This window comes from Streptomyces malaysiense (assembly GCF_000980885.2).
Lineage (GTDB): Bacteria > Actinomycetota > Actinomycetes > Streptomycetales > Streptomycetaceae > Streptomyces > Streptomyces malaysiense.
Window position 1 is genome coordinate 152,654 of sequence record NZ_LBDA02000016.1, and the last position, 22,951, is coordinate 175,604.

Below are 22,951 nucleotides of genomic sequence, written 5' to 3' on the forward strand. Positions count from 1 at the left end.
TGCCGCCCCGACGCCCGCCCCGCACCGGTCCCGGCCCGCCGCCACCCGCCACTGGCCGCGGCCGTGCGCCACCTGGCCGGCCGCCGACCTGGCCGGCGACCCCCTGCTGCGGGTGCGCCTGGACCGCGGCCGGACCTCGCGGTCGTACCCGGGGACAGGGCGGTCCTCGGCACCCCGCTGTGCCGCGGGCACACCGCGGGCGCCGGACCAAGAGGGGCCGCCCGGCCCTGCCGACGGCCGTACCCGGGCCTGTTGGGCCCTATCGGCGAGGGGTGTCCCCGGGCCGATCATGTGGCGGGCCGGGAAGCGCCGGGTCCACGACCCCCACGCGTGGCGCTTCCCGGCCCGGCTCCGACACGCACAGCTGGGAGGGACGCCGTCCGGTGGACGAGGCACAGATACACAGGGTGATGACCGAACGGCCGAGCGCCGAGGCCACCGCGGCCGGCGCACGGCAGCCGGCCCACCGACGCGCACGGCCCACCTGGATCCAGTGGCTGACGACCACGGACCACAAACAGATCGGGACGATGTACCTGGTCAGCGCGTTCGCGTTCTTCCTGGTCGGTGGCGTGCTGGCGTTGCTGATGCGCGCCGAACTGGCCCGCCCCGGACTCCAGATCATGACGAACGAGCAGTTCAACCAGGCGTTCACCATGCACGGCTCGGTCATGCTGCTGCTGTTCGCGATGCCGCTGTTCACCGGCTTCGCGAACTGGATCATGCCGCTCCAGATAGGCGCGCCCGACGTGGCGTTCCCCCGGCTGAACATGCTGGCCTTCTGGCTGTTCCTGTTCGGTTCGCTGATCGCGGCGGGCGGCTTCCTGACGCCCGACGGCGCGGCGGACTTCGGGTGGTTCCTGTACGCCCCGCTGTCCGACGCGGTGCACTCGCCGGGGCTCGGCTCCGACCTGTGGATCATGGGCGTGGCGCTGTCCGGCTTCGGTTCGATCGCGGGCGCGGTCAACTTCATCACCACGATCATCTGCATGCGCGCGCCCGGCATGACCATGTTCCGCATGCCGATCTTCGTGTGGAACGTGCTGCTGACCGCGCTCCTGGTCCTGCTCGTCTTCCCGGTCCTGGCCGCCGCCCTGTTCGCGCTGGAGTGCGACCGCAAGTTCGGCAGCCACATCTTCGACGCGGCCAACGGCGGCGCCCTGCTGTGGCAGCACCTCTTCTGGTTCTTCGGCCATCCGGAGGTCTACATCCTGGCGTTGCCGTTCTTCGGCATCGTCTCCGAGGTGATCCCGGTGTTCTCCCGCAAGCCGATGTTCGGCTACATGGGCCTGATCGCCGCGACCATCTCCATCGCGGGCCTGTCGGTCACGGTGTGGGCACACCACATGTACGTCACCGGCGGCGTCCTCCTGCCCTTCTTCTCCTTCATGACGTTCCTGATCGCGGTGCCGACGGGGGTGAAGTTCTTCAACTGGATCGGCACGATGTGGAAGGGCTCGCTCAGCTTCGAGACCCCGATGCTGTGGACGACCGGCTTCCTCGTCACCTTCGTCTTCGGCGGCCTGACGGGAGTGATCCTGGCCGCTCCGCCGCTGGACTTCCACGTCTCCGACTCGTACTTCGTGGTGGCCCACTTCCACTACACGATCTTCGGTACGGTCGTGTACGCGATGTTCGCCGGATTCCACTTCTGGTGGCCGAAGTTCACCGGCAAGATGCTGGACGAACGCCTCGGCAAGATCACCTTCTGGACGCTGACCGCGGGTTTCCACCTCACCTTCCTCGTCCAGCACTGGCTGGGCGCCGAAGGCATGCCGCGCCGGTACGCCGACTACCTGGCCACCGACGGCTTCACGGCCCTCAACACCATCTCCACCATCGGCTCGTTCCTCCTCGGCCTGTCCATCCTGCCGTTCTTCTACAACGTCTGGAAGACCGCCAAGTACGCCGAGCCGGTCGGCGTGGACGACCCCTGGGGCTACGGCCGTTCGCTGGAGTGGGCGACCTCCTGCCCGCCCCCGCGGCACAACTTCACCACCCTGCCGCGCATCCGCAGCGAGTCCCCGGCGTTCGACCTGCACCACCCGGAGATCGCGGCCCTCGGGGCAGAGGCGGCGAGTTAGCCGTGGCTCATCCCCTACTGGCCCTGGCCACCACCGCGGTGACCGCCGCCGGCGGAGTCTGGTACCTCCCGGCCCTCGCCGACCTCCGCGCCGGCGCCGACCGCCCGGTGTCCCGCCGCGTGCGGGCGGCGTCCTGCGTGACCGCGTGGTCGACGGCGGCGGCCGTCGCCGTACTCCTGCTCACGACGGATTCCTGGAAGTGGCCGGCCACCGCCGCCGCGGCCGGCACCTCCCTGGCCGCGGCCCTCCTCGTCCGCTCCCTCGTCCACCACTCCCACGAGGCCCGGGAAGCCGCCACCCACTGGACGGAGCTGGCCCCCGCCCAGTCCCCACCGGCCCCCGACCGCACCCGCCACGTGGTCGCCGTCCTCCTCGCCACCGGCCTGACCGCTGCCGCGGTCATCGGGGCCCTCCGCCTGGCCGAGGGCCCCGACACCCCGACCGCCTGGCTGACCACCATCACCGCCCCCGCCGCCGTCCTCGCCCTCTTCATCACCCTGGCCGCCACCCACACGCACCACCGCCGCCACCACCCTCACTGACCGCCACCACCCTCACCGGCCGCCCCCGTCCCCGACCCGGGCGGGGCGCACTCCCTCATCCACACGTGCGCCCCGCCCGTTCACGCGTTCCCGGCGCGAGGCGCTCAGGTGCGTACGATCCGCCCCCGGTACAGCGGACCCCGGACTCCCCGGAACTGCAGATCGAGTCCGAGACCATCCCGTTCGGCGTGGACGTGCAGATGCGGCTCGCTGCTGTTCCCGGAGTTGCCGACCTCACCGAGCGGCTGCCCGGCCCGTACGACGTCGCCCGCGGCCACGGTCACGGTGCCCGGCCGAAGGTGGGCGAGCTTGACGACCTCGTCGCCCGTGTCGATCCACACGTGGTTGCCGTAGGTGGGCTGGTAGCGGATGGCACCGGGCTCCTGGTCCTCCACGACGCCGGCGGCCGAGACGACCGTGCCGTCGCACGGGGCGAGCACGGGCTGCCCGTACACCAGATAGCTCTCGTTCCCGCCGCGCGGGCCCCTGACCCGGGAGCCGCCCGGCCCGACCTGGATGATGTCCAGCGCACCGCGCTGTTCGGGGAAGGCGGCATGATGGTTCAGGCCCCGCCCGCCGCCCTGCGCCACGAGCCAACGGCCGCCGCGCAGAGGGAAGTCGAGCGGCCGGGACACGGCCGTCCCCCAGCGGTGCCGCCGGGCCCGCACCAGGAGCAGCCCGAAGCCCGCGCACAGGCCGACGCCCACGACCAGTTCGGCGGCGCCGCCCGACGAGGGAAGCCGCGGCAGCCGCCAGCCGGAGGCGAGGGCGACCAGCGCGCCGGCCTGCAGCGGCCGGCGTATCCACCGGGGGAACTCCGCGGGGGCAAACCAGCCGTGCACGACCAGGTAACCGGCCGCGACGACGAGCACCCGACCGCACCAGGCGACCCGGCCGGGAGCCGTCCAGCACGCGTCGATACGCACGGCGAACAGCACCGCGAGCACCACCCAGGCCGACGCCGCCGGCATCCACCGGGGGACCCGCAGCCGCGGCGGACGGTGGACGCCGGGGGCGATCAGCAGCGCGTCCAGCTCCTGGCCGTCCCGCGTGACCGCGAACGCGAGGACGTTCCCCTCGCTCCCCTGGATCACCAGCCCGTCGGGACTGTCCCGCACCCCGGTGATCCTGCCGACCCGGCCGAACGTGACCTCCAGAATCCCGTCGAGCCGCTCCCGCCCCACGGCGGCGACCACCCGGGGCGCCATGCGCTCCCGTTCCTCGGCCCCGACGGTCAGAAACCGGTACAGAACCTCCGCCGCGCCCTGCCTCCCCCCGACCCCGGCCACCGACCGCCCGTCGTCGCCACGCATCCGATACGCCTCCCCCTGTGTTTGCCCGATGCGGCCACGGTTTACGAGACGGTCGTCGACGGTCATGCGTTGCTGGGGGAGGAGAGCGGTCATCACGAAGAGGGGATCACGCCGCGACCCTCAAGACGATCAACCCGTCCGTCGAGGTCATGCGGAGACCGTCGACTGACCGGCGCCCACGCAAAGCAGGTCAGGGTGGCGTTCATGGGCCCCCGGTCTTGTCTGAAAGCCATGAACGGCCACGAACGGCTCTGAACGAGACGCGGACCGAGACGGACGGCAGGAGCTACGGGTGCGTTCGGGGCACCGTAGGGGCTCGGTCGGTGGAGGCGCGGTGTACTCGGAGCCGAGCGTTCGTATGCTGACCCGCGGTGGCGCGGGACGGACGGGCGGGCGGTGCGGTCGGTGGCGACATTTGTGCTGGTGCACGGGGCGATGCACGGAGGCTGGTGCTGGTCCCCGGTGCGCCGGAGACTCACCGCGGCCGGGCACGAGGTGTTCACACCCAGCCTCACCGGACAGGGCGAACGGCGTGACGCGCTCACTCCTGAGATCGGTCTGTCGACCCATGTACGTGACCTCACCGAACTGTTGTGGTTCGAGGACCTCACTGATGTGCATCTGGTGCTGCACAGCTACGCCGGTGTGCTCGCGGGTCCGCTCGCCGAAGCCGTAGGTGAACGGCTGGCCTCGCTTACCTTCCTCGCGGCCTTTCTCGTGGAGCCGGGGGAGTGCCTGCTGGACGTGGAGCCGCCCGAGGTCGCCGCCGGCTACCGGCAGATGGCCCGGGAGCTCGGCGAAGGGTGGTACCTCCCTCCGGCACCGGCGTTCCTGGAACAGTGGGGCATCCCGGACGACCGGCGTTCCCACGTAGGCGAGCGGCTGACGGCCTTTCCGCTGCGGTGCCAGACCGATGCCGCGCACTACGACCCCGCGCCGCTCTCGGCCCTTCCCACCACCTACATCCGGCACACCCAGCCACCGCTGGAGAGTCTCGACCGGTCCTACGGCCGTGCGGTGCGGGCGGGTTGGGACATCCGGGAGATCGCCTGCGGACATGACGCCATACTGGCCGAGCCCGAGCGGACGGCGGCGATGCTGGAGTTGATCGCGGGCGGCTAGTAGCGCCTGGTCTACTACTGGCATTTTCGCTGTTGGAGGGGGAGCCATGACATCGGTCCGCAAGGTTCACGACGGATCGTTGTCGGGTTGCGTCCTGAGAAGTGGTGTACCGGTTCCCACCTGACTGGTGGCCTTCTCGCCCCGGGCCGGGCTCAGACTCGCCGCCCCGCACTCCCGGCCGGAAGGGACAGGGCAGGCGTTTAATCGGATGTGCGTGCGGCGCCGGGTTGTTAGGTTCGCTGTGTGCCGAAGCTGAATCAGATCATCGCAGTCGAAAAGGGCGTCAAGTCCAAGGCTCTCCAGGAGCTCACCCAGGCTCACCAGGACGTGCAGAAGCCCGCACTGCTGGCTGGCATCTCCCGGACCTACCAGCCCAAGGACGAGGAGGGCGAGCAGCTGCCGCCCGAGTCCACGCGGGTGCAGATCAAGGCCGAGGACGCTCTGCGGGCGACCGCCGGGACGCTGACGAGGCTCTTCGACGTGACCGCGACGAAGGACTGGGCGAACCGGTCCGCAGTCGCAGACGTGGTGGTCGACGGTACGGTGCTGTTGCCCCAGGTGCCCGTCCCGTACCTGTTGTTTCTGGAGAAGCAACTCACCGACCTGCACACCTTCGTGCGCAAGCTGCCGGTGCTCGACGCCTCCGAGTCGTGGAACCTGGACCCTTCGACGGACTCGTGGAAGACGGACCCGGTGCGGACTATCCGCACGAAGAAGGTTCCGCGCAACCATGTGAAGGCCGAGGCCACGGAGAAGCACCCGGCGCAGGTCGAGGTGTACTACGAGGACGTCCCGGTCGGTTACTGGACCACGGTGAAGTTCTCCGGTGCGCTGCCTGCCCGGCGGGTCAACGAGCTCCTCGACCGCGTCGAGAAGCTCCAGCAGTCCGTCAAGTTCGCCCGCGAGGAGGCGAACAACACCGAGGTGACCGACCAGCGGGTCGGCGACGCGGTATTCGGCTACCTCTTCCGGTAGCCGCCACATACGCCCTCCGTCGCGAGCGGAGGGTGCGCGATGAGCGCAAGCTGAAACTGATGTTGAAGCTGATGAAGGGGTGTCAGTTGGGGGTTCGAATCCCTCTCCCCGCACCACGTGCGGGGGTGGCCCAAGCCTGGCAGAGGCGGCCCCATGAAACTCAGATTCTCGCTCCAGTCTCAGTATTCGCCGCCGAACACCGGATCGACCGAGCGTGGGCGAACATCGACGGATGGGGGTTCAAGTCCCCTCGGCGCCTCTCTCGTGGCGCTGTAGTTCAAAGGCAGAACACGTCGATCTCAACATGACCCGCGGTTCTTAAACGCCGCCGGTGTGCGCAAATGGGCGGCAAGCTGGAGCCCGGGAGCTGGACATGCTCCCGGGCTCCGTCACGTTCCGGACCGCGGCTTGTGCTGTGACCGGGAAGGTTCTGGGGAGGATCTTCTCCGAGATCTCGAAGGCGCTGTGGTCAGCGGTGACCGCGGCGATCACATCCTCGACATCGGTGATCACACGGCTGCGCGTCGGCCGGATCCCGTTCCACTCGGTCTCGTCCTCGCCGCTCACCCTGAGCAGTCCGAGGAAGAAGTCCCCCTTCGTCCGCCCGCTGTACTTCAGGCTGTAACCCTCGGGGGCGCACTGCCGGGCCGCGTCGAACGCCCTGCGGCAGCGGGCTCGCTCAGCGTCGTCGGGTTCGGGATCCGGAGGAACCGTCCAGCCTGCTGCACTTCCGCGATCAACGCGGCTCCGACTTCCGCCGGCGACGGCTGCGGGGGCTTGGCGGCGCGCCTCGGCACTGGCTTCGTCGTGGACGGCGCTGCGGCTTGCTTCTGCGGTGGAGGGGCCGGTCGGGTCCGTTGGCCGGGACTTGCTGGCCGCTGCTTGCGCGGAGCCGGTTTCGGCCGGTCCGGGTGATGGTCGTGTTCCAGGTAGAAGTGCCCCGCGTCAGTGATCTCCGCCTGCCACTTCCCGTCCTGCTTGGGCATGGTGATCAGGTGCCGCTCCTTGAGCGCGCGGGCGGTGAGAGCGAACTCGGGGCTCTCCGACGTGACTGGGTCGGTACCGTCCCCGATACGGGTGAGGAGTGCGAGTTGCCGGTCGTTTAAGTGGCTGTTGTCGTTCCGATCTTGAGGGCCGGCCCTCGAACGGGAGTCTCGATCGGGTGATCGCTGCTGGCCGTGGGCATGAAGGCAGACACCTCACGTTGCTATGCCGTCAAGTTCAGGGGATGAGTCCTCCGTTCACGGCGCGGAGGAAGAGGCGCTGGTGCCACTCGTTGGCGTCCGGTCCGGGATCAGTCGCGAGGACGGGGTTGGGGCCGGTCTCGATGAGGTGTAGGAGCGTCCATGCGACGCCGAAGCAGTCGTCCGGGCCGAAGCAGGAGACGAGCGCCTTCGCTTCCTCTCTCGTGACCGGCCTGACGATCGCGCAAAGCTGGTCGTAACGCCTGTCGATCTCTTCTTCACTCGCGTCCCAGTCGGGGAGCGGGCCGTCGGCGACGAAAGTTTGCACTTCGGGTCTCATGGGCGAATGATCGGCCGCCTTGGTCACTGTGGGCAAGGTATCTCGGCTGCTCAGGCTGCTGTTGCCTCCGTAAGCGAAGCTGTCGGGAACGCAGACTGTTCGTCGAAGAGCTCGCGCTTCTGGAGGCAGTGGTAGAGCTGGCCGATCATGCGGTTGAAGAGGTTCCTCTGGGCGGCCGCGTGCCAGTCTCCGTGCTCGCGTCGTCGTCGGTAGTGGGTGTTCGCCCGGGCGGAGGCCCGGAGCGAGGCGAAGGCCCAGAGGTAGCCGGCATGGTTGAGTCGATCGTTCTTCACCCAGCGCCGCATGATGGACGACTTCTTGCCGGAGGCCCTGGTGACGGGTGAAGAGCCCGCATACGCCTTCAGTCCGCGGGCATCGGCGAAGCGGGTGCGGTCGTCCCCGATTTCAGCCAGGATCCGGGCGGCTAGCTGGATACCGAGCCCGGGGAAGCTCAGCAGGATCTCAGCGTCCGGATGCTGAGGGAACGCCTCTTCCACTGCCGTCGCGAGGTCGTCGGCGGCGATGCAGGAGGCTTCCAACTGGAGGAGGAGGGCGAGCATCTGCTTGCCCATGGCGTCTTCCACCAGCGGCGGCTGGTGGGCCCAGTCGGCGCGGAAGACGTCGCGGATGCGGTCGGCTTCGGCTTCGATGCCGCGTTGACGTCCGGCTCTCCTGAGGGCGGCCTGGAGCTGGGCACGTGTCAGCCGGGCGGCCTGGGAGGGCGTCGGTGCGGCCTTCAGGAGTTCGCGAGCCTCAGGGCGGCACAGGCCGTTGGTCCACTTGGCGAAGGCTTCCAGGGCGGCTGGGTAGTACTCGCGCAGCAGGGAGCGAAGCTGGTTGGCCAGCTGCTGCCGGTTCCATAAAGAGTCTTGCTGGGCGCGGGCGAGGACGGCGATTGAGGTTCCCCCTGATGCGAACCCGACGTCTGGTGCGCGACTTCGAACGCCGCACCGCCAGCGCCGAGGCGATGGTCTACTGGTCGATGACCCTGCTCATGACGCGCCGCCTTGCCCGGCCGGGCCCTGGGCGAGGGTGAACCGGCCCGGCTGCCGCTCGGCCAGCCAGCCCCGCGCGACCAGGCGCTTCGCCTTCGACCGCAGCGCTTCTACCTTGGCCGGCGCCGCGTCCAGGCCGAACATCACGGCCAACTCCTGGCAGCTCAAGGGTCCTTGATGGAGCCGGTGCCGGTCCGCGAGGGCCGCGAGGATGCGCTGATAGTCCACCGACAGCACCGACCAGTCCAGCCCCTCACGCCATACCGGCACCTGCGACTTCGGTTTTGCCGCCTGCCTGGCCCCTGAGAGCGTGTCCGTGTTCTGCGGGCCGGGAGCCGCCTTCTGATCAGCGATGTTGCCGTCGTCCGGAGCTAGGACGGTGCCCACTCGTCTGCGGGCAATCGCCCACTCCTGCCATTCCTGCTCGGCCGCGGCCTGCTCGGCCTGGATGCGATCGGCTTCCTCCCGCAGCCCGTCGACTCGACGCCGAGCAGCGAGCTCGTGCTCTTCCAACAGTCCGACGACCGACGGCATCCGCAACCTCCCGAGGAGCGACAACACGACAAGCCACCACTCCCACCGAGTCACCCACGCTATGCCTGACCAGCGAAAACGCCGCCCTCAGATTCGGAACGACAACAGCCACTAAGGGAGACCATCGGTGCATGTCGATCGTCGTACTGTCTGAGGTCTCCTCGGCACAAGCCATGGGGTGACTCTCGCTGGGCGCGTGCGGCGCACCGCTGCTGGAGGGCGAGTCCTTCTCGCTGGGAGCCCCCGGGGAGCCGTTCCCCGAAGTCGGCCCCCAAACGGCTCCCAAGACGGGCCCGCAAAGCAAATCAGGCCCGGTGCTGATCTCTCAGCACCGGGCCTGACCTGGTGTTACGGCTGTCGGGGTGGCGGGATTTGAACCCACGATCTCTTCGTCCCGAAATGAGGTTCGGTTGGTGAGGCTGCCAGCTTCGATGGCGTTTCCGCAGGTCGGAAGGGTGGCATCGGTTGGTGCCACGTGGCTTAGAGGGTACTCGGGGAGCGGGTCGGCTCCCAGATGGCTCCCAGGGTGAGTCCCGTCGACTGCCTAAGTGCCAGCCAGACCTGGTCCGTGCCATCCTGTCCGCTGACGCGCTGGACGTTTGACAGCCTGTTGCAGCAGAGCCCGACCGTCCGGGCTCCCGAGAGGAAGAGCCTAACCCGCACGGCCGCCATCATCGTTTCTCCCGTTGCCCCATGCGGCCCCTCGTAAGGGGTTCACCGAACTCCTACGGTGACAGCTCAAGAGCGGAGGCGCCCGGCGGTCTCACATCTGTCCTGGCAGACTCGATCGCCGCAGGGCAGATGTGTGGGGTGCAGGCGTGCTCGATGCGGGCCGTCGAGTCGTCCGTGCGGAGGAAGAGGACGAATTCGCAGCCGCCCACCATTCCGTTCTCCTTCACCAGCACCCGCAGACTGGAGATCTGGGCCGCACTCGTCGCCCGCTTGAGGACGATCGGTGTGGGGTGACCGGCGATGGAGAAGGACCTGACCATAGGGGCCTGTCGCATTCCGAGCTGCCATGTGAGCCAGCTGCTGACGACGACGCCGCTACCCCGAAGGATGTCCTTGTCCACCGTGAGCCGGACGCCAAAGACGTTTCCCGCAGGATCGACGGCCATCCTCGCCGGCCGTGCTGGCTCGCTCTCCTCGATCGGGGTAGCACCTCGCGCGACCAACTCGATCAAGCCGTCCTCCGTGATGCCCACCCTGTCGTCCAGCAGGCATTGGTGCAGGCGCCACAGGGTCACCGGGTAGCGCTCGCCGACCTTCACGAAGAGAGCGTCCTTGGGCAGCGGCCCCAGTTCGGTCAGCACAGCGACGAGGGCCTCCATGGCGTTCGGGTACGGAGTGACATTCAGGTGAGGCCATTCGGCCAGCGCCCACTTACCCTCCAGACGGAGCTGCACGAACCTCTCGTCCCGCCTGAGCGCCTCGGCGACGGCGGACTTCCGCCTGATCCCAGTCGGCGCCAGCAACTCCTCCGCGCGGCAGGGTTCGCCATTCGCCAGGAGGAAGAGGTAGGCCGCGTCCCTTCCGCGGGCGCGACGGCGCAGCCAAGTTCCCCCGAAGCCAGGCACCAGAGGGCTATCCGGATGTCCGAGCAGATCTAGCAAGGGGACCTCGTCCGGTACTCCGGCAGCCGCAAAGGTCACCGCTACGTCCTCCCCACGCAGCGGCGCCTCCTCCACTCCTCGCCGAAGCAGCACTTCCAGTGCGCCAGGGCTGCGGGTCCACCAGCCGCGCAGACGACCAGCCCACGTCAATGGGTGCTCAGCCCCGACCGCTTCGACAAGAGGCTCCACGGCCACCTGGTTACGTACGCCCAACAACGCCGACACCTCGGACTGGGGCGCGGCCGAGCGCTCGGTGAGGGTGGTGAGCCGATCACGCCAGTCATCCACGAAGGCGTCGGCGACCAGACAGAGATGCTCCTGCGCCTTCAGGAGCAACTGGCGGACCCGTTCGCGGCTCACCTCATGCTCCTGCCCGATACTTCCGAGGGTCTTCCCGTCGGCACGATCCTCGATCATGCGACGTGACCGGGCAGGAAGCGCACCGAAAGCAGCTTGAAGCCAGTCGTCGTCCCTCGCCATGGCGGAGCCCCGTTCAGCCATCGGTGACGTGCGCGCTGATCAGACCAAGCCGCTTCGCGATCCGCTCGTTGGTCGCCTTCTGCTCCGGGGTGATCTTCCGAACGAACGAGTCCACCGTGCAGATGACCCACGGCAGAGGGTCGCCGCCGGCCTGCGACGCGATGGCCGCCCACGCGAGATGCTTGAAGTCGCGCATGGGCGCCCAGGCGAAGCGCCGCTCCATCTCCTCGTCGTCCTCGTGGCGAATCGTCACGCAGAGCGGCTTGATGTCGAGCGTCTCAAGGTCGACGTTCCAGCCGTGACCGAGGGCCTTGTCGACGAGAGCGCTGACCGGAGTGGCCGGCTTGACCACAAGCGGAGCCCACTTGCCCACCCCGTAAGTCGCCCGGATGTACTCCTTCATGGGCCTGTCCTTGAGCCACGGCCGGACGTTCTCCGGCTTCCCGATGAACGGGAGGAGCCGTCCTCCCACCTCGGGGTCGGAGGTCCACGCCTGGTAGTGACGGGTGCGCTCGGTGTCCGTGAGATAGGTCCAGTTGAGGTCGGCGGCCCGCCTGTAGAGGAGACGCACGACTTCTTCTTCGAGGTCCGAGGGGATCGCGTACTTGGTCATTCGATTCCATTCGTCAGAGGGAACTGAAGGCGAACCTCGTCCGCCTTGGTCTCAAGGTCCGCCGCGTCCTGGATCCAGTGGTCCATCAGCGACCCGACGGTCTCGTCGCTGAATTGGATACGGGAGGCATGCGGCATCCGTACGCGCAGGTGCTCGCTCTCCTGGGCCTCCAGCGATCGCCGGAGGTCCAAGGTCGCCGCCACCCTGCGGATGTCGGTCACGAAGTCGAGGACCCTCAGGGCCTCCTTGCCAGGGCTGAGTCGGAGTCCGCGCCCGAGTTGCTGGACGAAGATCCGCCGACTGTGTGTGACCCGCAGGAAGGCGATGAGGTTCACGTCCGGGACGTCGACGCCCTCGTTGAAGACGTCGACACATGTGATCACCGGCACCCGGCCGAGCCGGAACTCGTTTAGCAGGATCTGGCGTCGCTGCCGCGGGAGTGCGCTGTGCAGGAAGGACGCGTTGGCCCACGCCGCGTCGGACGAGGCGAACAACCGGGCCATGTGCTCGGCGTGCTCGATGGTCTGACAGAAGACGATGGCCCTCGGTTCCGTCGTGGTCCGCCACGCCTCACGGAAGTGCTCGATGATCTCCTCGTCGCGCTGCGGCAGGAACAGGGACTTGTTGAGGTCCTTGATCGACTGACCGTGCACGCTGGCGTCCCGGACCACGTTCCAGTCGACGTTGTCGACGTACAGCCGGTAGTCGACAGCGGAGAGGAAGCCGGCGGCCATGCCCTCCGCGATGCCCATCTTGAAGCTCGGATATCCGAAGCGGGAGGTGATGTCGAACTTGTCGCCGCGCCAGGGTGTCGCCGTCACGCCGAACTGCTCAGCATTCCCACACAGGTCGAGCAATTCCGCAAACCTGCCGGTCTCGGCCACGTGATGCGTCTCATCGATCATGATGAGGTCGGGTCGGTAGCCCACGCGTACGGCACTGAGAACGGATTCGACCGTTCCGACCACGACTCCGTCGAGGCTTTCGGGTCGGCTTTCTCCCGTGAGCAGGCGCGTGGGAACGTACTTGGGGATGTGCCGCCACATCGCCTTCTCGAGCTGCGCGACGAGGTCCTTCATGTGCGCGACGACGAGAATCCTGGCGTTCGGATTGGTCTTGAGGTGACGGCTGATGATCTCCCCGCCCACGACGGTCTTCCCCAGACCCGTCGCGAGGACGAGCAGCGCGGTGCCGTTGGCGTCGAGGTCCCGGACTACCGCGTCCGCCGCCTCGGCCTGATACGGGCGTAGGGCGTACTTCGCGGGAACGGTCTCGGGCATGCGGTCTCCGATCGACCGCAGGGTCGCCCCGTGCCAGACGGTGATCGGCACGCCGACTCCGTTGAGCGCCACGCGGCGGGCCTCCGCCGCCGCGTTGATGTCGGTGTTGGTGACCAGGATCGCCTTGTCCGCGCGGTAGCGCGTACGCGCGCGCTCAAGGTCGTCGACACCGCTCCGGTCGACCTTCCCTCCAGCCTTCCACTTGCACTGGAAGACCCACTGCTCCTGACCGCGTACCGCCAAGAGATCCGCGCCCTGGTCGCCGGCGCCGTCGATAACACGCACGTCGTTGAAGCCGAGGTACCAGAGGGCCCGTTCGACGGCATGCGTGAGACCCGCTGGCCCTCCCCTCAGCAACTCGTCCGCCGAGAGGAAGACGGCGCTCACTTCTCCTCCGCGAGGTCGTCGGCCAGCAGACGAATACTCAGCCTCGTCCGCAGCAGCTGGTCCGGAAGGCTGGCCCCGGCGTAGGTCGCCTGCGTCGCGACATCGGAGAGGTAGCCGACCGTGCGCGCGAGGCTGAGCCGCCGCGCGGACGCGGAGGCGACACCCTCGTAGACACCCTGGAAGACGCGGTTGTCCATGAACAGCGACGGCAGCGACTCGACGAGACGAACCAGGAAAAGGGCGGGCACGTGCAGCAGGAACTCACCGCTTGCACCGAGGTCGGTCGTACGGGTGACTTTGCCGTTGGCGATCATGGTGTGCTCGGTGTGGGTGAGTTCATCGGGCGAGAGAAACTGAAACGCCTTCTCCGGCTCGCCGGCGCGGTCCAGCTCGGACGCCATCCGGCGACGGACCTCAGTCAGCAGTTCCTTGGCCTCGGCGCTGATCATCTCGGCGTCCAGAGCGCTGGCGGGCAGCGACTCCGCCCGGATCGCCGCGATGAGCTCCGAGTGGCTCCACTCCGAACTCGTCTGCACCCTGAGCAGCACGGCGATCTCCGCGAGCAGCAGATCCGCCGGGTCGGCTCCGAACCTCTGGAAGATCGGATGATCGAGGTCGAGGAACGCCACGAGAGTGTTGCCGCCGCGCTGGTCCAGCAGGACGGGAGTGGGGTGGAGGTTCTCGTCGGTCAGGCTTCCCACCGTGAGCCGACGCGCCTCGACCTCGACGAAGCCGACGCGCGGGTGGCCGAAGGAACGACTCAAGCCCGGGTAGGTGGTCGAGTTCTCCATGTAGCGCGTGACGCGTTCCTGCCGCGTCTCCTTACGCTTCTCCGGGGTCGGCGCGGCGGGAGCGGACTCGCCGTCCTTCGGGGGCTGCGCCTGGGCGCCGGGCTTCGTCTCGTCCGGACCGGTCGCGGGGGAACTCGGACTGCCGATCTCCGCGTCGTCGAAACCAAGCGCCTCCATCACGGCCGCCTCGTCGGGCTTTCCCGGGGTGACGGCGGCCGCCTTCGCGTTCTTGCCCCTGCTCTTGGTCGCCTCGTGGTCCTCGACCGCCTGCCACCAGCGCTCATCGGTCTGGTAGTCGGGGTTGCCCCGGTGGAACTCATGTCCCCACCGACGGGTGTCGTCGTGGATCGGCTTGCGACCGTCTCCCGGGACCAGGTAGCGCAGACCGGCGTCGTTACGACGGTATCCCTTGAAAAGGAGCGCGAGCGGGCTGGTGTTCTCCTCGTACTCAAGGTTCGCCGCGCGCTGGGGCAGCAGCGGCGCGACCCCCCTCACAATCTCGACGGCCGAGCGCCAGCTGCGGTCGCCGTACTCGAAGGCGTCCTTCTGGTACGTGACCGGGACGTGATCGAGGTGGATCTCCCCGATGATGCGGCCGCCCTGGTGGGCGAGGTCCACCGGATACTCCGGCTCCTCGTTGCCCACCGCTCCGTCAGGGTTGCGCCAGGTGAACAGCTGCTTGTCCCAGCGGAGGATCTTGCGGCCGTTGCGCAGGAAGTCGATCCCGTAATCGTGCTTGTGCATGTAACGCTGGATGCCGAGCCACCCGTGCACCCGGCGCTCACGAACGGTGAGCCGATCGCTGCCGCAGTCCTCGCAGGCGTCGCGATCAGTCAGCTGCCACTGTCCGCAGTCACCACAGGCGAGACCGTTCTCCAGCTTCTGGTCGATCTCGATGTAGGCGGGAATGCGCTCCTTGTTGTTGTAGAGGACCGAGCGGTCGTCTCCCCAACGGCAGTGCCGGACAGGCTTCACCTGGAAGCCGCCGACCCACAGCTCGAACGGACGGTTCAGGAAAATCCAGGAGTAGACCTGTCCCAGGATGTTACGCAGGGCCGAGCCGTTCTTCTGCAGCCATCGAGCGCGCGTGGGATGCAGGCGGCTGATGACGATACGCGTGCCATGCTCGTTGGGATCGGCTTTCGGCTCCGTGATGTCCTCGGCCTCGAAGTCGTCCCCGATGCGGTCCAGGTCGATCTCCACACCGATCCACTCGGTGTCGCCCTGGCGCGTGGTAAGGACGCGCGTGCGCTTGCCGAGCCGCGCTGTCGAGACGTTGAACCCCATGCCGAAGAGGCCGAGCTTGTCGTGCATGTCGTTTCCCGACCAGCCTGCCCGCACGGCCCGCTCCAGCCGGTCGTACGTCATGCCGCGACCGGTGTCGGTGATCACGAGCTGGCCCTGCGCGGAGTCGGGGAGCTCGACGCTGACGCGATACCCGCCCGCCCAGGGGGCCCCGGATCGATGGATCTCCGTGAAGTCGTCGAAGGCGTTGTCGATCAGCTCCGCGATGCACTGCCACTCGTCGAACTCGATCTCACCGAGCATGCGCAGCACACGCGCGGAAGGAGTGATCTTCATAGGTGGACCCCCTGTCCTCGTCTCGCGTGGGCACGCCGAAGGAAGCTCTGCCGCGGGCAGCGTTTCGGCGCGCGGCTCGGGTAGAGCCGTACGCGTGATGAAGAGGGTAGAGGGCGCCACTGACAATCGGCGGTAAGTTCCCTGCCACTCCATCCACTTGAGGGGTCTACGGCACGTTGCGGGATCCAACCGCCAACCGTCGCGATCGCAAGGTCCCCCGACGATCCGCAGCGTCGGTGGCAGACGCCGGCGGTCCTTGGGAGACTCCTCCCGTGATCCGTGAACCTGCCGAGGTATCCGTAGAGCCCGATGGACGCGTCGAACTACCGTTGGGGCTGTTGGCCGAGGCTGGCATCAACGTTGGGGACGACCTGCTCGCGTTCAGCGATGGCGACGGGCGTATCGTCCTGCGCCGGGCCTCCGACGCCATCGACGATCTTCTGAATCACGGAACGTTGTGATCACTCCGTGCCGCAAAGTCGCGAACGGCCGCGGCGACCCGGCCCGCCGCTTGTACGGGATCCTCGTGCTCCCAAATTCTGATGGCGCGCCATCCCGCCTCTGCCAGGAACTGGTCGGTCTGGGCATCCCTGGCCCGGTTTGCGTCGATCTTGGCGCGCCAGAAGTCACTGTTCGTGCGTGCCGGGCGGCAGTGATCGGGGCACCCGTGCCAGAAGCACCCGTCCACGAAGACGGCGACACGGGCGCGGGTGAACACGAGGTCGGCGGTTCGCCGCACCCCGGGAAGCGGCCGCGCCGATACTCGGTAGCGCAGACCCTCGCGGTGCAGCAGTGAGCGGATACGTAGTTCCGGTGCCGTGTCGCGGCCTCGGTTCCCGCGCATTGTTGACCGCGTGGCAGGGGACGACGCCCACGACCCTTCCGGGAGAGGACGCTCTCCAACCAATCCCCGGTCCTTGGCGATCCGCCAAGCCTGTTCGAGATTCGCCGCCCGCGTCAGGTGCTCCACTTCCCCGACATACAGGGCGGGCGAACGCCCGTCCTCCGACCAGCGGAGATAGGCCCTGATCCGACGAGTCCTGGGCAACAATTTCAGCGTGATCGAGGCCAGCGCGTAGTCGCCGTCTTTGCGCTTGACATAGCGGCCCTCCCGACCGCCCGCGGCACGATCCTGTTCGGCGACGATCGCCTTCCTTGTCCGTCCCTGCCGTCCCCGCCAGGCCCTCTCGGGCGGCGGCTTGTCCCTCCAGCCCATTTGCCGGGATTCGGCGGCGTCGTTCATGAGCGCCGTTCCGCGTCGTCGAGGGCTTTCGCGACGGCGCTGGTGAACACCTCGCCCAGCTTCACGGGAACCGCGTTGCCCAGCTGCCTCATGCGTTCACCACGCGGGCCCGCCATGCTCCAGTCATCGCCGAATGTCATGACCCGGGCAGTCTCGCGCACGGTCATGTAGCGGTGCTCGGGGCGCAACTGGCCGGTCTTATCGTCACGCACCAAGTTGTCGAGCTGCATGACCGACTCGCCACCTGGCACACCGTGCACCCCGGCCTTGACGGTCTTGGCCGGTCGGTCGAGTTCGTTGGGCGTGTGCCCGTCGTAGATCCTGGCTCCGGGCCACCCGATGTGGTCGGGGAATCCGCCCTGTTCCGTCGTCTTGTCCAACATGCTGGTGTTGATCTTGGGGAGTCCCATTACCGCGTCTCGAAGGGTGAGCCATGGCTGGAGCTCCTCATCCCCGCTCTCGAACGACAGCTGCTCATTCGCGTAGCGCGAGGTCACCAGATCGATGACGCGCTTCGGGATCTTGGCGCCCGCCTGCTTGTGGCGGTCCCAGTAGGAGCCTTCGAGGATCGTCCGCGCGAGGGCCGCATGGGAGTGGGTGCGCGCGACAGCGCGCTTGACCAGATCCGGGTCCACGCCCAGGTCAGCGCGGAACGCCAGGAGGATCACCCGGTTACGGATCTGCGGCACCCCGTAGTCGGCGGCGTTCACGGCATGTTGCGTGACCTCGTAGGTCTCCGCCGGATCGGTGTCCTTCGCGTCGAGCCGCTCCCGCAACGCGTGGTCGTGCTTCTGCCACGTGGCACCCTTTCGGCGCTTCACGAACGGAAGGGACAGCTCGCGCTTGATGTACTCGAAGTAGGGATTGAAGGACGGACGAAGGAGCCCCCGAACGTTCTCGCAGATGACGGCCTTGGGACGGATCTCACGAACCGCCCGGAACATCTCCGGGAACATGTTCCGCTCGTCCTCGTCACCCTTCGCGATTCCACCAAGGCTGAACGGCTGGCATGGTGGCCCGCCGGCCAGAAGGTCGACATCTCGATCCCTGAGGAAGCGCATGTCCAACCCTCGGACGTCGCCGGTGACCAGGGGAGGGTACAGGGGCCGCTCAATGGTGCCCCCGGCTTCGAGGCCCTCCGCGCGTTGCTCATCGATCTGGTCCAGCCACTTGGCCAGCACATCGGAATCGACGTCCGCCGGAAACGCCTCGAAGCGATTGCTCTCGAGTGTCTCGCACGCCCTCTTCGCGAACTCGTTCAGCAGCAGGTGCCGGAAGCCGGTGTTCGTGCTGGCTTGGACCAGCCCGCCCCCGCCCGCGAAGAGCTCCACCGACGTCCGTTGCATTTTTCACTCCTAGCAGTTCAGTGCAGCCAGAACCATACCGCGGAGTAGCGCTTATTTGCGACCCATGAGCCGCAGAAACTCGTGTGAGGTCGTACGCTCCATAGCGGCAAGCACGGGGAGGGCGACGGGGGCCATGACGGCGTCAGCAGGGGGCCGCAGGAGTCGACATTCCACCGAAGCTTCACTCGAAGGCACTCGACGTTCAGCTCGCGGCGGATCTCGCCAAGCTGACCAGAGCCCCTTGAGCGACGTGAGCATCAAGCAGCTGTTGCAGCGCCCCGGTGTCTACCAGCCCTACCTGCACGACGATTTCGTCTACGTGGGGAAAGCCGAGAAGTCCCCGCCGATGCGACTTCGACAGATGGCATCACCTCCGCTCCAGGGGCGGTTTCCACCTCGACTGGGCACCGGCGGTTGGCGGCGCAGCCGCCGGGACCGTGTTCCGGGCGCTCCGGCGGAGCCATCCCGGATCTTGCCCTTACACGAGCGACCTTCGCACCGCGTCGACCAGAGATGCCGCGCGGGCGTCGTCCGTGCCCCCAATGATGTTGTTCATCGCGTACCCAAAGGCAACACCGTGCTCCGGATCGGCGAAGGCGAGCGACCCTCCTCGGCCGGTGTGGCCGAAAGAGCTTGGCCCGATCATCGGGTTGCTCTCGGTGGGCAGCATGTACCCGGCGCTGAAGCGGCTGGGGATCAGCATGACCTGGTCCTTCCCGCTGGCCTGCTCCTCGGTCGCTGACGCCAGGGCGTCCGGGGAGAGCAGGCGCACGCCGTCCACCTCGCCGATCAGCGCGGCGTACATGCGGGCAAGAGCGCGTGCGGTGCCGATGCCGTTGGAGGCCGGGAGCTCCGCAGCCTGCACCTCCGGTGAGTCGAAGTCGATCTCGGGCGGGTCGGTGACGGCGTATGCCCTGTTGCTGAATGAGTTCGGGTCCCGCCAAGCGGCGACCTGCTCGCGGAGTTCCTCGGGGACCGACTCGGTGGGCAGGGTGGTGAGGTCGACGTCCGGCCGCTGGTACACCATGCGGCTGACTCGGTCGCGTTCGCCGGCGGGCAGGCCGATAAAGAAATCCAAGCCCAGTGGGGCAGCGATCTCGTCGGCGAAGAAGCGGCCGGGTGAGCGGCCGGACACCCGGCGGATGACCTCGCCGACCAGCCAGCCCCAGGTCCGCCCGTGGTAGCCGTGTGCTGTGCCCGGAGTCCAGAGGGGGCGTTGAAAGGCCAGTGCTGCTGCCATCGGGTGCCAGGCCAGCGCCTCCTTCAACGGCACCGGCTGATCCAGCGCGACCAGGCCGGCCTGGTGGGACAGGAGCCAGCGCACTGGGATGTCCGCCTTGCCGTTCGCGGCGAACTCCGGCCAGTACTTCGAGACGGGCGCGTCCAGGTCGAGCTCTCCGCGCTCGACCAGCATGTGCGCCATGGTCGCGGTCGCGCCTTTGGTCGCCGAGTAGACCAGTTGCAGCGTGTCCCGCGTCCAGGGACGCCCGGTTTCGGCAACGGCCACGCCGCCCCACAGGTCGACCACCGGTCGGCCGTTCCGGTACACGCACACCGCCGAGCCGAGGTCGCCGTGCCGGGTAAAGTTTTCCGTGAACGCCGCCCGTACCGGCTCGAACCCGGATGCCACCTCACCGTAGATCATCGTCATGTCGGCCATCCTGGCAGTCTTGCAGCCCTCTTCACGGAGACGGGCTCGTCCCCGGTGGTCAGACGGTCGACGTCAAACGGCGACGGACAGTTCCTGCAGGCGCTCCCTGAACTCGCGGACGGAGGGAATGGACTTGTGCGGCTCCAGCCGTGTGGAGAACTCCTTGAGGCGGTTCAGGGCCCGAATGGAGCTGACGCTGTCCTCCAGAAGTTCGGCGCCGTAGTTCGCGGCGTCCAACGCACCCTCCAGGTCATCGCCCGCGAGCCGCGCCTCGGCCAGACGGCTTGACCGCACGGCCTTGTCCCGGGGGGCGGCTCTCGTCACGGAAGTCTCCAGGGAACTGGTCGCGCGTTCCACCTGCCCCGAGCGCAACAGGACCTTCCCCTCGGTCGACCGTAGTTGTGCCTCGCCGAACCAGTCGAGCCAGTCAGGGTTGTCGTCCGTCACCTGGCGCTCCCACAAGGAGGTGGCACGGTTGAGAGCCGTGCCAGCCTCGCGGTGGTCGCCATCGCGTGAGAGGGCCTCTGCCTTGTGCAGGTAGAGGAATGACTGGGTGCAGAGCGACAGAGAGCGTGGCGCGTTGTCGATGGCGGTCGAGATGAGGTCGACACGCTCGGCGGTGCGCCCCGCCTCGGAGACGTGCACCCCCATCTCCGCGAGGATGAAGGCGCCGAAGGCGTCGTCGCCGGCGGTGCGGGCGCTGCGCAGGGCACCGACGTAATAGCGCTGGCCTGCGGATCGTAGGCCAGCGTCGTAGGCCATCCATCCGGTCAGGTGCGACACGCGTGCCGCGAGCGCGTACAGCCGGAGCCTGACTTTGTCGGTGTAGCGGCCACCGCCGAGGAGACCGGTGACCAGAGCCAGGTCGCCTCGGGCCTGTTCCAGTAGTCGAGCACCGCCAAGCTGGTCGTCGAGCGTGCGGAGGGTGCTGATGCGTTGCTCGATCGTCGAAACCATCGTATCCGTGACCCGGTCGCCGTTGAGCGCCGCGGCCATGGCGGAGGGCGCGTCCACCCAGCTCGCCGCGAGACCGGTCAGGGCGGCTCCTGTGATGGTGAGGAAGCCTCTGCGGTCCATCCGTCCACTCCCCACCAGATCGGACAATGCCTCGACGGTACCGGCCTCTGTCCACGGAGCGGTGAGTCCAGTCACCTCCCAGACGGGAAGCCAGCGGGGCCATCCCTCCGCACGCGCCTGCTCGTATGGGACGCCCAGCAGGTCGGCGAGGACACGCTGGGCGTCCGCGTCCGGCTCCTGGCCCTGTGCCCACTTCCATACAGTCGTCCGGTTGGTCGCGAGCGCGATCCCGAGCTTCCTCCCGTGGTCTTGCATGAGCCGGGCGAACTCGGCCTTGCCCCATCCTCGCGTCTGGAGGAGGAAGGTCAGCGGGTGGACTGCTAACGGCTCGGTAGGCACGTCATCACTCCTGTCGTCCGCTCAAGACGTAGTTGGAAGGCTACTTCGCGTGCCCGAGTTCGGGGAGGGCGTCCCCAGGAGAAACCCCCTAGAAACGTTCCGGTGCACCAGGGCACCGCCGTTGACTGAGTATCAGCCGCCGGCGAGCGAGTTCAGTTGAACGCTCGCGGAGCGGCTCCTCAGATCGGCGGCTTCATTCCTGTGCCCCCCGTCGGGGATGAAGCCGCTCTCCAGTTCTTCGGAGGCGTCCGACATGCCCAAGCTCGTCCATCGGTTCGTCCTCGCGGGTATCGAATCCGAGGTGCCCCCGGCTCGGCGCGAGATCGTCGACAAGGTACGCGCATGGGGTGTGCCGCTGGAGGAGGAGACTGCCGACGCCATCCGACTCGTCGCCTCGGAGCTCATCACCAACGCCGTGGTCCACGGGGCGGGGCCGATCACCGTCACCCTGTTCAACCGGCCCGGTCGCTTGGTGATCGATGTCCTGGACGGCGACCCGTCGGTTCCGCGGACACGGGGTGCCCAACCGGACGACGAGAACGGGCGCGGCTTGGCGTTGGTCCGACTGCTCTCGGCGCGCTGTGCCTGGGAGCCCGCCGGCGCCGGTAAGCGGGTATGGGCCGAGATGGCGATGCCCATGGCGGTGGAGACGAGCACGGCTGCCGCTGGACCGCGTGGCTTATTCGCGATGTGGGCCAAGCACCGGGATGGTGTCGAGCCCAAGTCGCTGACAATGGCGGTCGCCTGATGGGGAGGCACGCAGTAGGAGCGGCTCTGTCTCCGGAGCGCGATGTGGTCTTCCGCCCCACCCGCCGCGACATCGACCCAGTCACCGGCGAGCCGACGGCCTATGCGCTGTGGGACAGGCATGAGTGGCAGGCGCATGGTGAGTGCTGGCTGTGGTGCGGCCGTGAAGACGTCGAGGTGACGTGGATCGGGCCCGTCCGGTCGAGCGGCATGCACGCGGCTCTCTTCGCATGCCGCGCGTGCCTGTACGAACTGGACCAGCGCGTCCTGGAGGCCAACATGCGCCAGGACGCGGCCGTTCTGCCGATGAGCGGCCGGTCCATGCCGCCGTAGGCACGGAGCTGCGGCTCACTGGGCCGCCCAATGACCGCCGCCTCACGGAAATCCATCTCTCCCACGGCCGTGAGGCGGCCATGACCCCCCGCCGGGACCCCGGCGGGAGACCCGAAAAGGAAGGAGCACGAGGTGGAAGAGCGCACGGTACCGCCTCCGGCCCGTAGCAGCCTGCTGATGGCGGTCGAGGAGCTGACCGCCGTCCACGACCGGTACGACAGCCTCCGGTCCGACAACGCCGGAAGCTCCGGCGACGCGCCGTGGCCGGGCGGCGACGGCAACCTGCACGACAGCGAGTAGGCACGCACCAAGCGGCTGGGGTCGGCACGACTGCTCGTGTCGGCCCCGCCGTGTCCGCATCAGGTGACCACCCTCTTGGAG

General features: G+C 68.0%; 20 protein-coding genes and 1 pseudogene. 9 read left to right on the forward strand and 12 right to left on the reverse strand.

The genetic code is table 11. The annotated features are described in order from the left end of the window. Window positions 1-410 precede the first annotated feature (410 nt). Both ctaD and VT52_RS08705 read left to right on the forward strand, forming a co-directional pair. The gene (ctaD, locus tag VT52_RS08700) at window positions 411-2,084 is read left to right on the forward strand and encodes an aa3-type cytochrome oxidase subunit I (RefSeq protein WP_420856270.1); all 1,674 of its coding nucleotides are present in this window, start codon (window positions 411-413) and stop codon (window positions 2,082-2,084) included. A gap of 2 nt (window positions 2,085-2,086) precedes the next feature. Further along, on the forward strand, window positions 2,087-2,626 hold the full coding sequence (locus tag VT52_RS08705; protein ID WP_053055431.1) for a hypothetical protein: 540 nt from the start codon (window positions 2,087-2,089) through the stop codon (window positions 2,624-2,626). Between the two features lie 104 nt (window positions 2,627-2,730). Here VT52_RS08705 and VT52_RS08710 read toward each other — a convergent pair whose 3' ends face one another. Further along, entirely contained in the window at window positions 2,731-3,939 is a 1,209-nt protein-coding gene (locus VT52_RS08710; protein ID WP_053055430.1) for a M23 family metallopeptidase, read from the reverse strand. A 405-nt stretch (window positions 3,940-4,344) separates the two neighbouring features. On the opposite strand from VT52_RS08710, the gene VT52_RS08715 reads away from it, so the two are divergent. The 3 genes from VT52_RS08715 (at window position 4,345) to VT52_RS37865 (ending at window position 6,661) form a co-directional block, all read left to right on the forward strand. Next, window positions 4,345-5,061, forward strand: coding sequence for an alpha/beta hydrolase (locus VT52_RS08715; RefSeq protein ID WP_046417747.1), 717 nt, complete (start codon window positions 4,345-4,347; stop codon window positions 5,059-5,061). Window positions 5,062-5,304: 243 nt separating this feature from the next. Further along, window positions 5,305-6,036 (forward strand): DUF7873 family protein, encoded by a 732-nt coding sequence (locus VT52_RS08720; protein WP_006376607.1) that lies wholly within the window; start codon window positions 5,305-5,307, stop codon window positions 6,034-6,036. Between the two features lie 415 nt (window positions 6,037-6,451). Beyond that, window positions 6,452-6,661 carry a hypothetical protein gene (locus VT52_RS37865; protein ID WP_167377665.1) on the forward strand — a complete coding sequence of 70 codons (210 nt, stop codon included), beginning with the start codon at window positions 6,452-6,454 and terminating at the stop codon, window positions 6,659-6,661. Between the two features lie 596 nt (window positions 6,662-7,257). Here VT52_RS37865 and VT52_RS08735 read toward each other — a convergent pair. From VT52_RS08735 to VT52_RS08770, 7 genes and pseudogenes are all read right to left on the reverse strand, one after another. Then, window positions 7,258-7,560 carry a hypothetical protein gene (locus VT52_RS08735; RefSeq protein WP_046428782.1) on the reverse strand — a complete coding sequence of 101 codons (303 nt, stop codon included), beginning with the start codon at window positions 7,558-7,560 and terminating at the stop codon, window positions 7,258-7,260. A gap of 50 nt (window positions 7,561-7,610) precedes the next feature. Beyond that, window positions 7,611-8,459, reverse strand: a pseudogene (locus tag VT52_RS08740) (IS110 family transposase); the annotation flags it as partial. Window positions 8,460-8,552: 93 nt separating this feature from the next. Beyond that, window positions 8,553-9,089: a hypothetical protein gene (locus VT52_RS08745; RefSeq protein ID WP_046422106.1), complete on the reverse strand. Its 537-nt coding sequence runs from the start codon at window positions 9,087-9,089 to the stop codon at window positions 8,553-8,555. 725 nt (window positions 9,090-9,814) lie between these two features. Further along, the gene (locus tag VT52_RS08755; protein WP_107481268.1) at window positions 9,815-11,203 is read right to left on the reverse strand and encodes a sigma factor-like helix-turn-helix DNA-binding protein; all 1,389 of its coding nucleotides are present in this window, start codon (window positions 11,201-11,203) and stop codon (window positions 9,815-9,817) included. Continuing rightward, window positions 11,196-11,795, reverse strand: a complete 600-nt coding sequence (locus tag VT52_RS08760; protein WP_030342534.1) for a hypothetical protein — start codon at window positions 11,793-11,795, stop codon at window positions 11,196-11,198. The genes VT52_RS08755 and VT52_RS08760 overlap by 8 nt, the downstream gene beginning before the upstream one ends. Continuing rightward, window positions 11,792-13,462 (reverse strand): DEAD/DEAH box helicase family protein, encoded by a 1,671-nt coding sequence (locus VT52_RS08765; RefSeq protein ID WP_046422078.1) that lies wholly within the window; start codon window positions 13,460-13,462, stop codon window positions 11,792-11,794. Before VT52_RS08765 ends, VT52_RS08760 begins: the two co-directional genes overlap by 4 nt. Further along, window positions 13,459-15,987: an ATP-binding protein gene (locus VT52_RS08770; RefSeq protein WP_240509688.1), complete on the reverse strand. Its 2,529-nt coding sequence runs from the start codon at window positions 15,985-15,987 to the stop codon at window positions 13,459-13,461. Before VT52_RS08770 ends, VT52_RS08765 begins: the two co-directional genes overlap by 4 nt. 119 nt (window positions 15,988-16,106) lie before the next feature. Here VT52_RS08770 and VT52_RS08775 point away from each other — a divergent pair, with 119 nt between their 5' ends. Then, complete coding sequence (locus VT52_RS08775) at window positions 16,107-16,295, forward strand: hypothetical protein (RefSeq protein ID WP_046422080.1); 189 nt, start codon at window positions 16,107-16,109, stop codon at window positions 16,293-16,295. Here VT52_RS08775 and VT52_RS35425 read toward each other — a convergent pair. The 4 genes from VT52_RS35425 to VT52_RS08790 all read right to left on the reverse strand — a co-directional run bounded on the left by VT52_RS35425 (window position 16,280) and on the right by VT52_RS08790 (window position 21,490). Next, complete coding sequence (locus VT52_RS35425; RefSeq protein ID WP_240509689.1) at window positions 16,280-17,077, reverse strand: very short patch repair endonuclease; 798 nt, start codon at window positions 17,075-17,077, stop codon at window positions 16,280-16,282. The genes VT52_RS08775 and VT52_RS35425 overlap by 16 nt on opposite strands. Beyond that, window positions 17,074-18,423: a DNA cytosine methyltransferase gene (locus tag VT52_RS08780; protein ID WP_046422081.1), complete on the reverse strand. Its 1,350-nt coding sequence runs from the start codon at window positions 18,421-18,423 to the stop codon at window positions 17,074-17,076. The genes VT52_RS35425 and VT52_RS08780 overlap by 4 nt, the downstream gene beginning before the upstream one ends. Before the next feature lie 478 nt (window positions 18,424-18,901). Next, a complete protein-coding gene (locus VT52_RS08785; RefSeq protein ID WP_046422107.1) occupies window positions 18,902-20,074 on the reverse strand; it encodes a serine hydrolase domain-containing protein in 1,173 nt (390 codons plus the stop codon). Between the two features lie 72 nt (window positions 20,075-20,146). Next, window positions 20,147-21,490, reverse strand: a complete 1,344-nt coding sequence (locus tag VT52_RS08790; RefSeq protein ID WP_046422082.1) for an NsdA family TPR-like regulatory protein — start codon at window positions 21,488-21,490, stop codon at window positions 20,147-20,149. A 253-nt stretch (window positions 21,491-21,743) separates the two neighbouring features. Here VT52_RS08790 and VT52_RS36800 point away from each other — a divergent pair, with 253 nt between their 5' ends. The 3 genes from VT52_RS36800 (at window position 21,744) to VT52_RS37870 (ending at window position 22,870) form a co-directional block, all read left to right on the forward strand. Further along, window positions 21,744-22,238, forward strand: a complete 495-nt coding sequence (locus VT52_RS36800; RefSeq protein ID WP_053055522.1) for an ATP-binding protein — start codon at window positions 21,744-21,746, stop codon at window positions 22,236-22,238. 44 nt (window positions 22,239-22,282) lie between these two features. After that, window positions 22,283-22,570, forward strand: coding sequence for a hypothetical protein (locus tag VT52_RS36805; protein ID WP_240509690.1), 288 nt, complete (start codon window positions 22,283-22,285; stop codon window positions 22,568-22,570). Between the two features lie 132 nt (window positions 22,571-22,702). Then, on the forward strand, window positions 22,703-22,870 hold the full coding sequence (locus tag VT52_RS37870; RefSeq protein WP_167377666.1) for a hypothetical protein: 168 nt from the start codon (window positions 22,703-22,705) through the stop codon (window positions 22,868-22,870). The last annotated feature ends 81 nt before the right edge of the window (window positions 22,871-22,951 follow it).

Coding starts and splice junctions, on each gene's coding strand:
- ctaD (WP_420856270.1), top strand. CDS start 411: ATGACCGAACGGCCGAGCGCCGAGGCCACCGCGGCCGGCGCACGGCAG.
- VT52_RS08710 (WP_053055430.1), bottom strand. CDS start 3,939: ATGCGTGGCGACGACGGGCGGTCGGTGGCCGGGGTCGGGGGGAGGCAG.
- VT52_RS08735 (WP_046428782.1), bottom strand. CDS start 7,560: ATGAGACCCGAAGTGCAAACTTTCGTCGCCGACGGCCCGCTCCCCGAC.
- VT52_RS08745 (WP_046422106.1), bottom strand. CDS start 9,089: ATGCCGTCGGTCGTCGGACTGTTGGAAGAGCACGAGCTCGCTGCTCGG.
- VT52_RS08755 (WP_107481268.1), bottom strand. CDS start 11,203: ATGGCTGAACGGGGCTCCGCCATGGCGAGGGACGACGACTGGCTTCAA.
- VT52_RS08760 (WP_030342534.1), bottom strand. CDS start 11,795: ATGACCAAGTACGCGATCCCCTCGGACCTCGAAGAAGAAGTCGTGCGT.
- VT52_RS08770 (WP_240509688.1), bottom strand. CDS start 15,987: ATGGAGTGGCAGGGAACTTACCGCCGATTGTCAGTGGCGCCCTCTACC.
- VT52_RS35425 (WP_240509689.1), bottom strand. CDS start 17,077: ATGAACGACGCCGCCGAATCCCGGCAAATGGGCTGGAGGGACAAGCCG.
- VT52_RS08780 (WP_046422081.1), bottom strand. CDS start 18,423: ATGCAACGGACGTCGGTGGAGCTCTTCGCGGGCGGGGGCGGGCTGGTC.
- VT52_RS08785 (WP_046422107.1), bottom strand. CDS start 20,074: ATGACGATGATCTACGGTGAGGTGGCATCCGGGTTCGAGCCGGTACGG.
- VT52_RS36800 (WP_053055522.1), top strand. CDS start 21,744: ATGCCCAAGCTCGTCCATCGGTTCGTCCTCGCGGGTATCGAATCCGAG.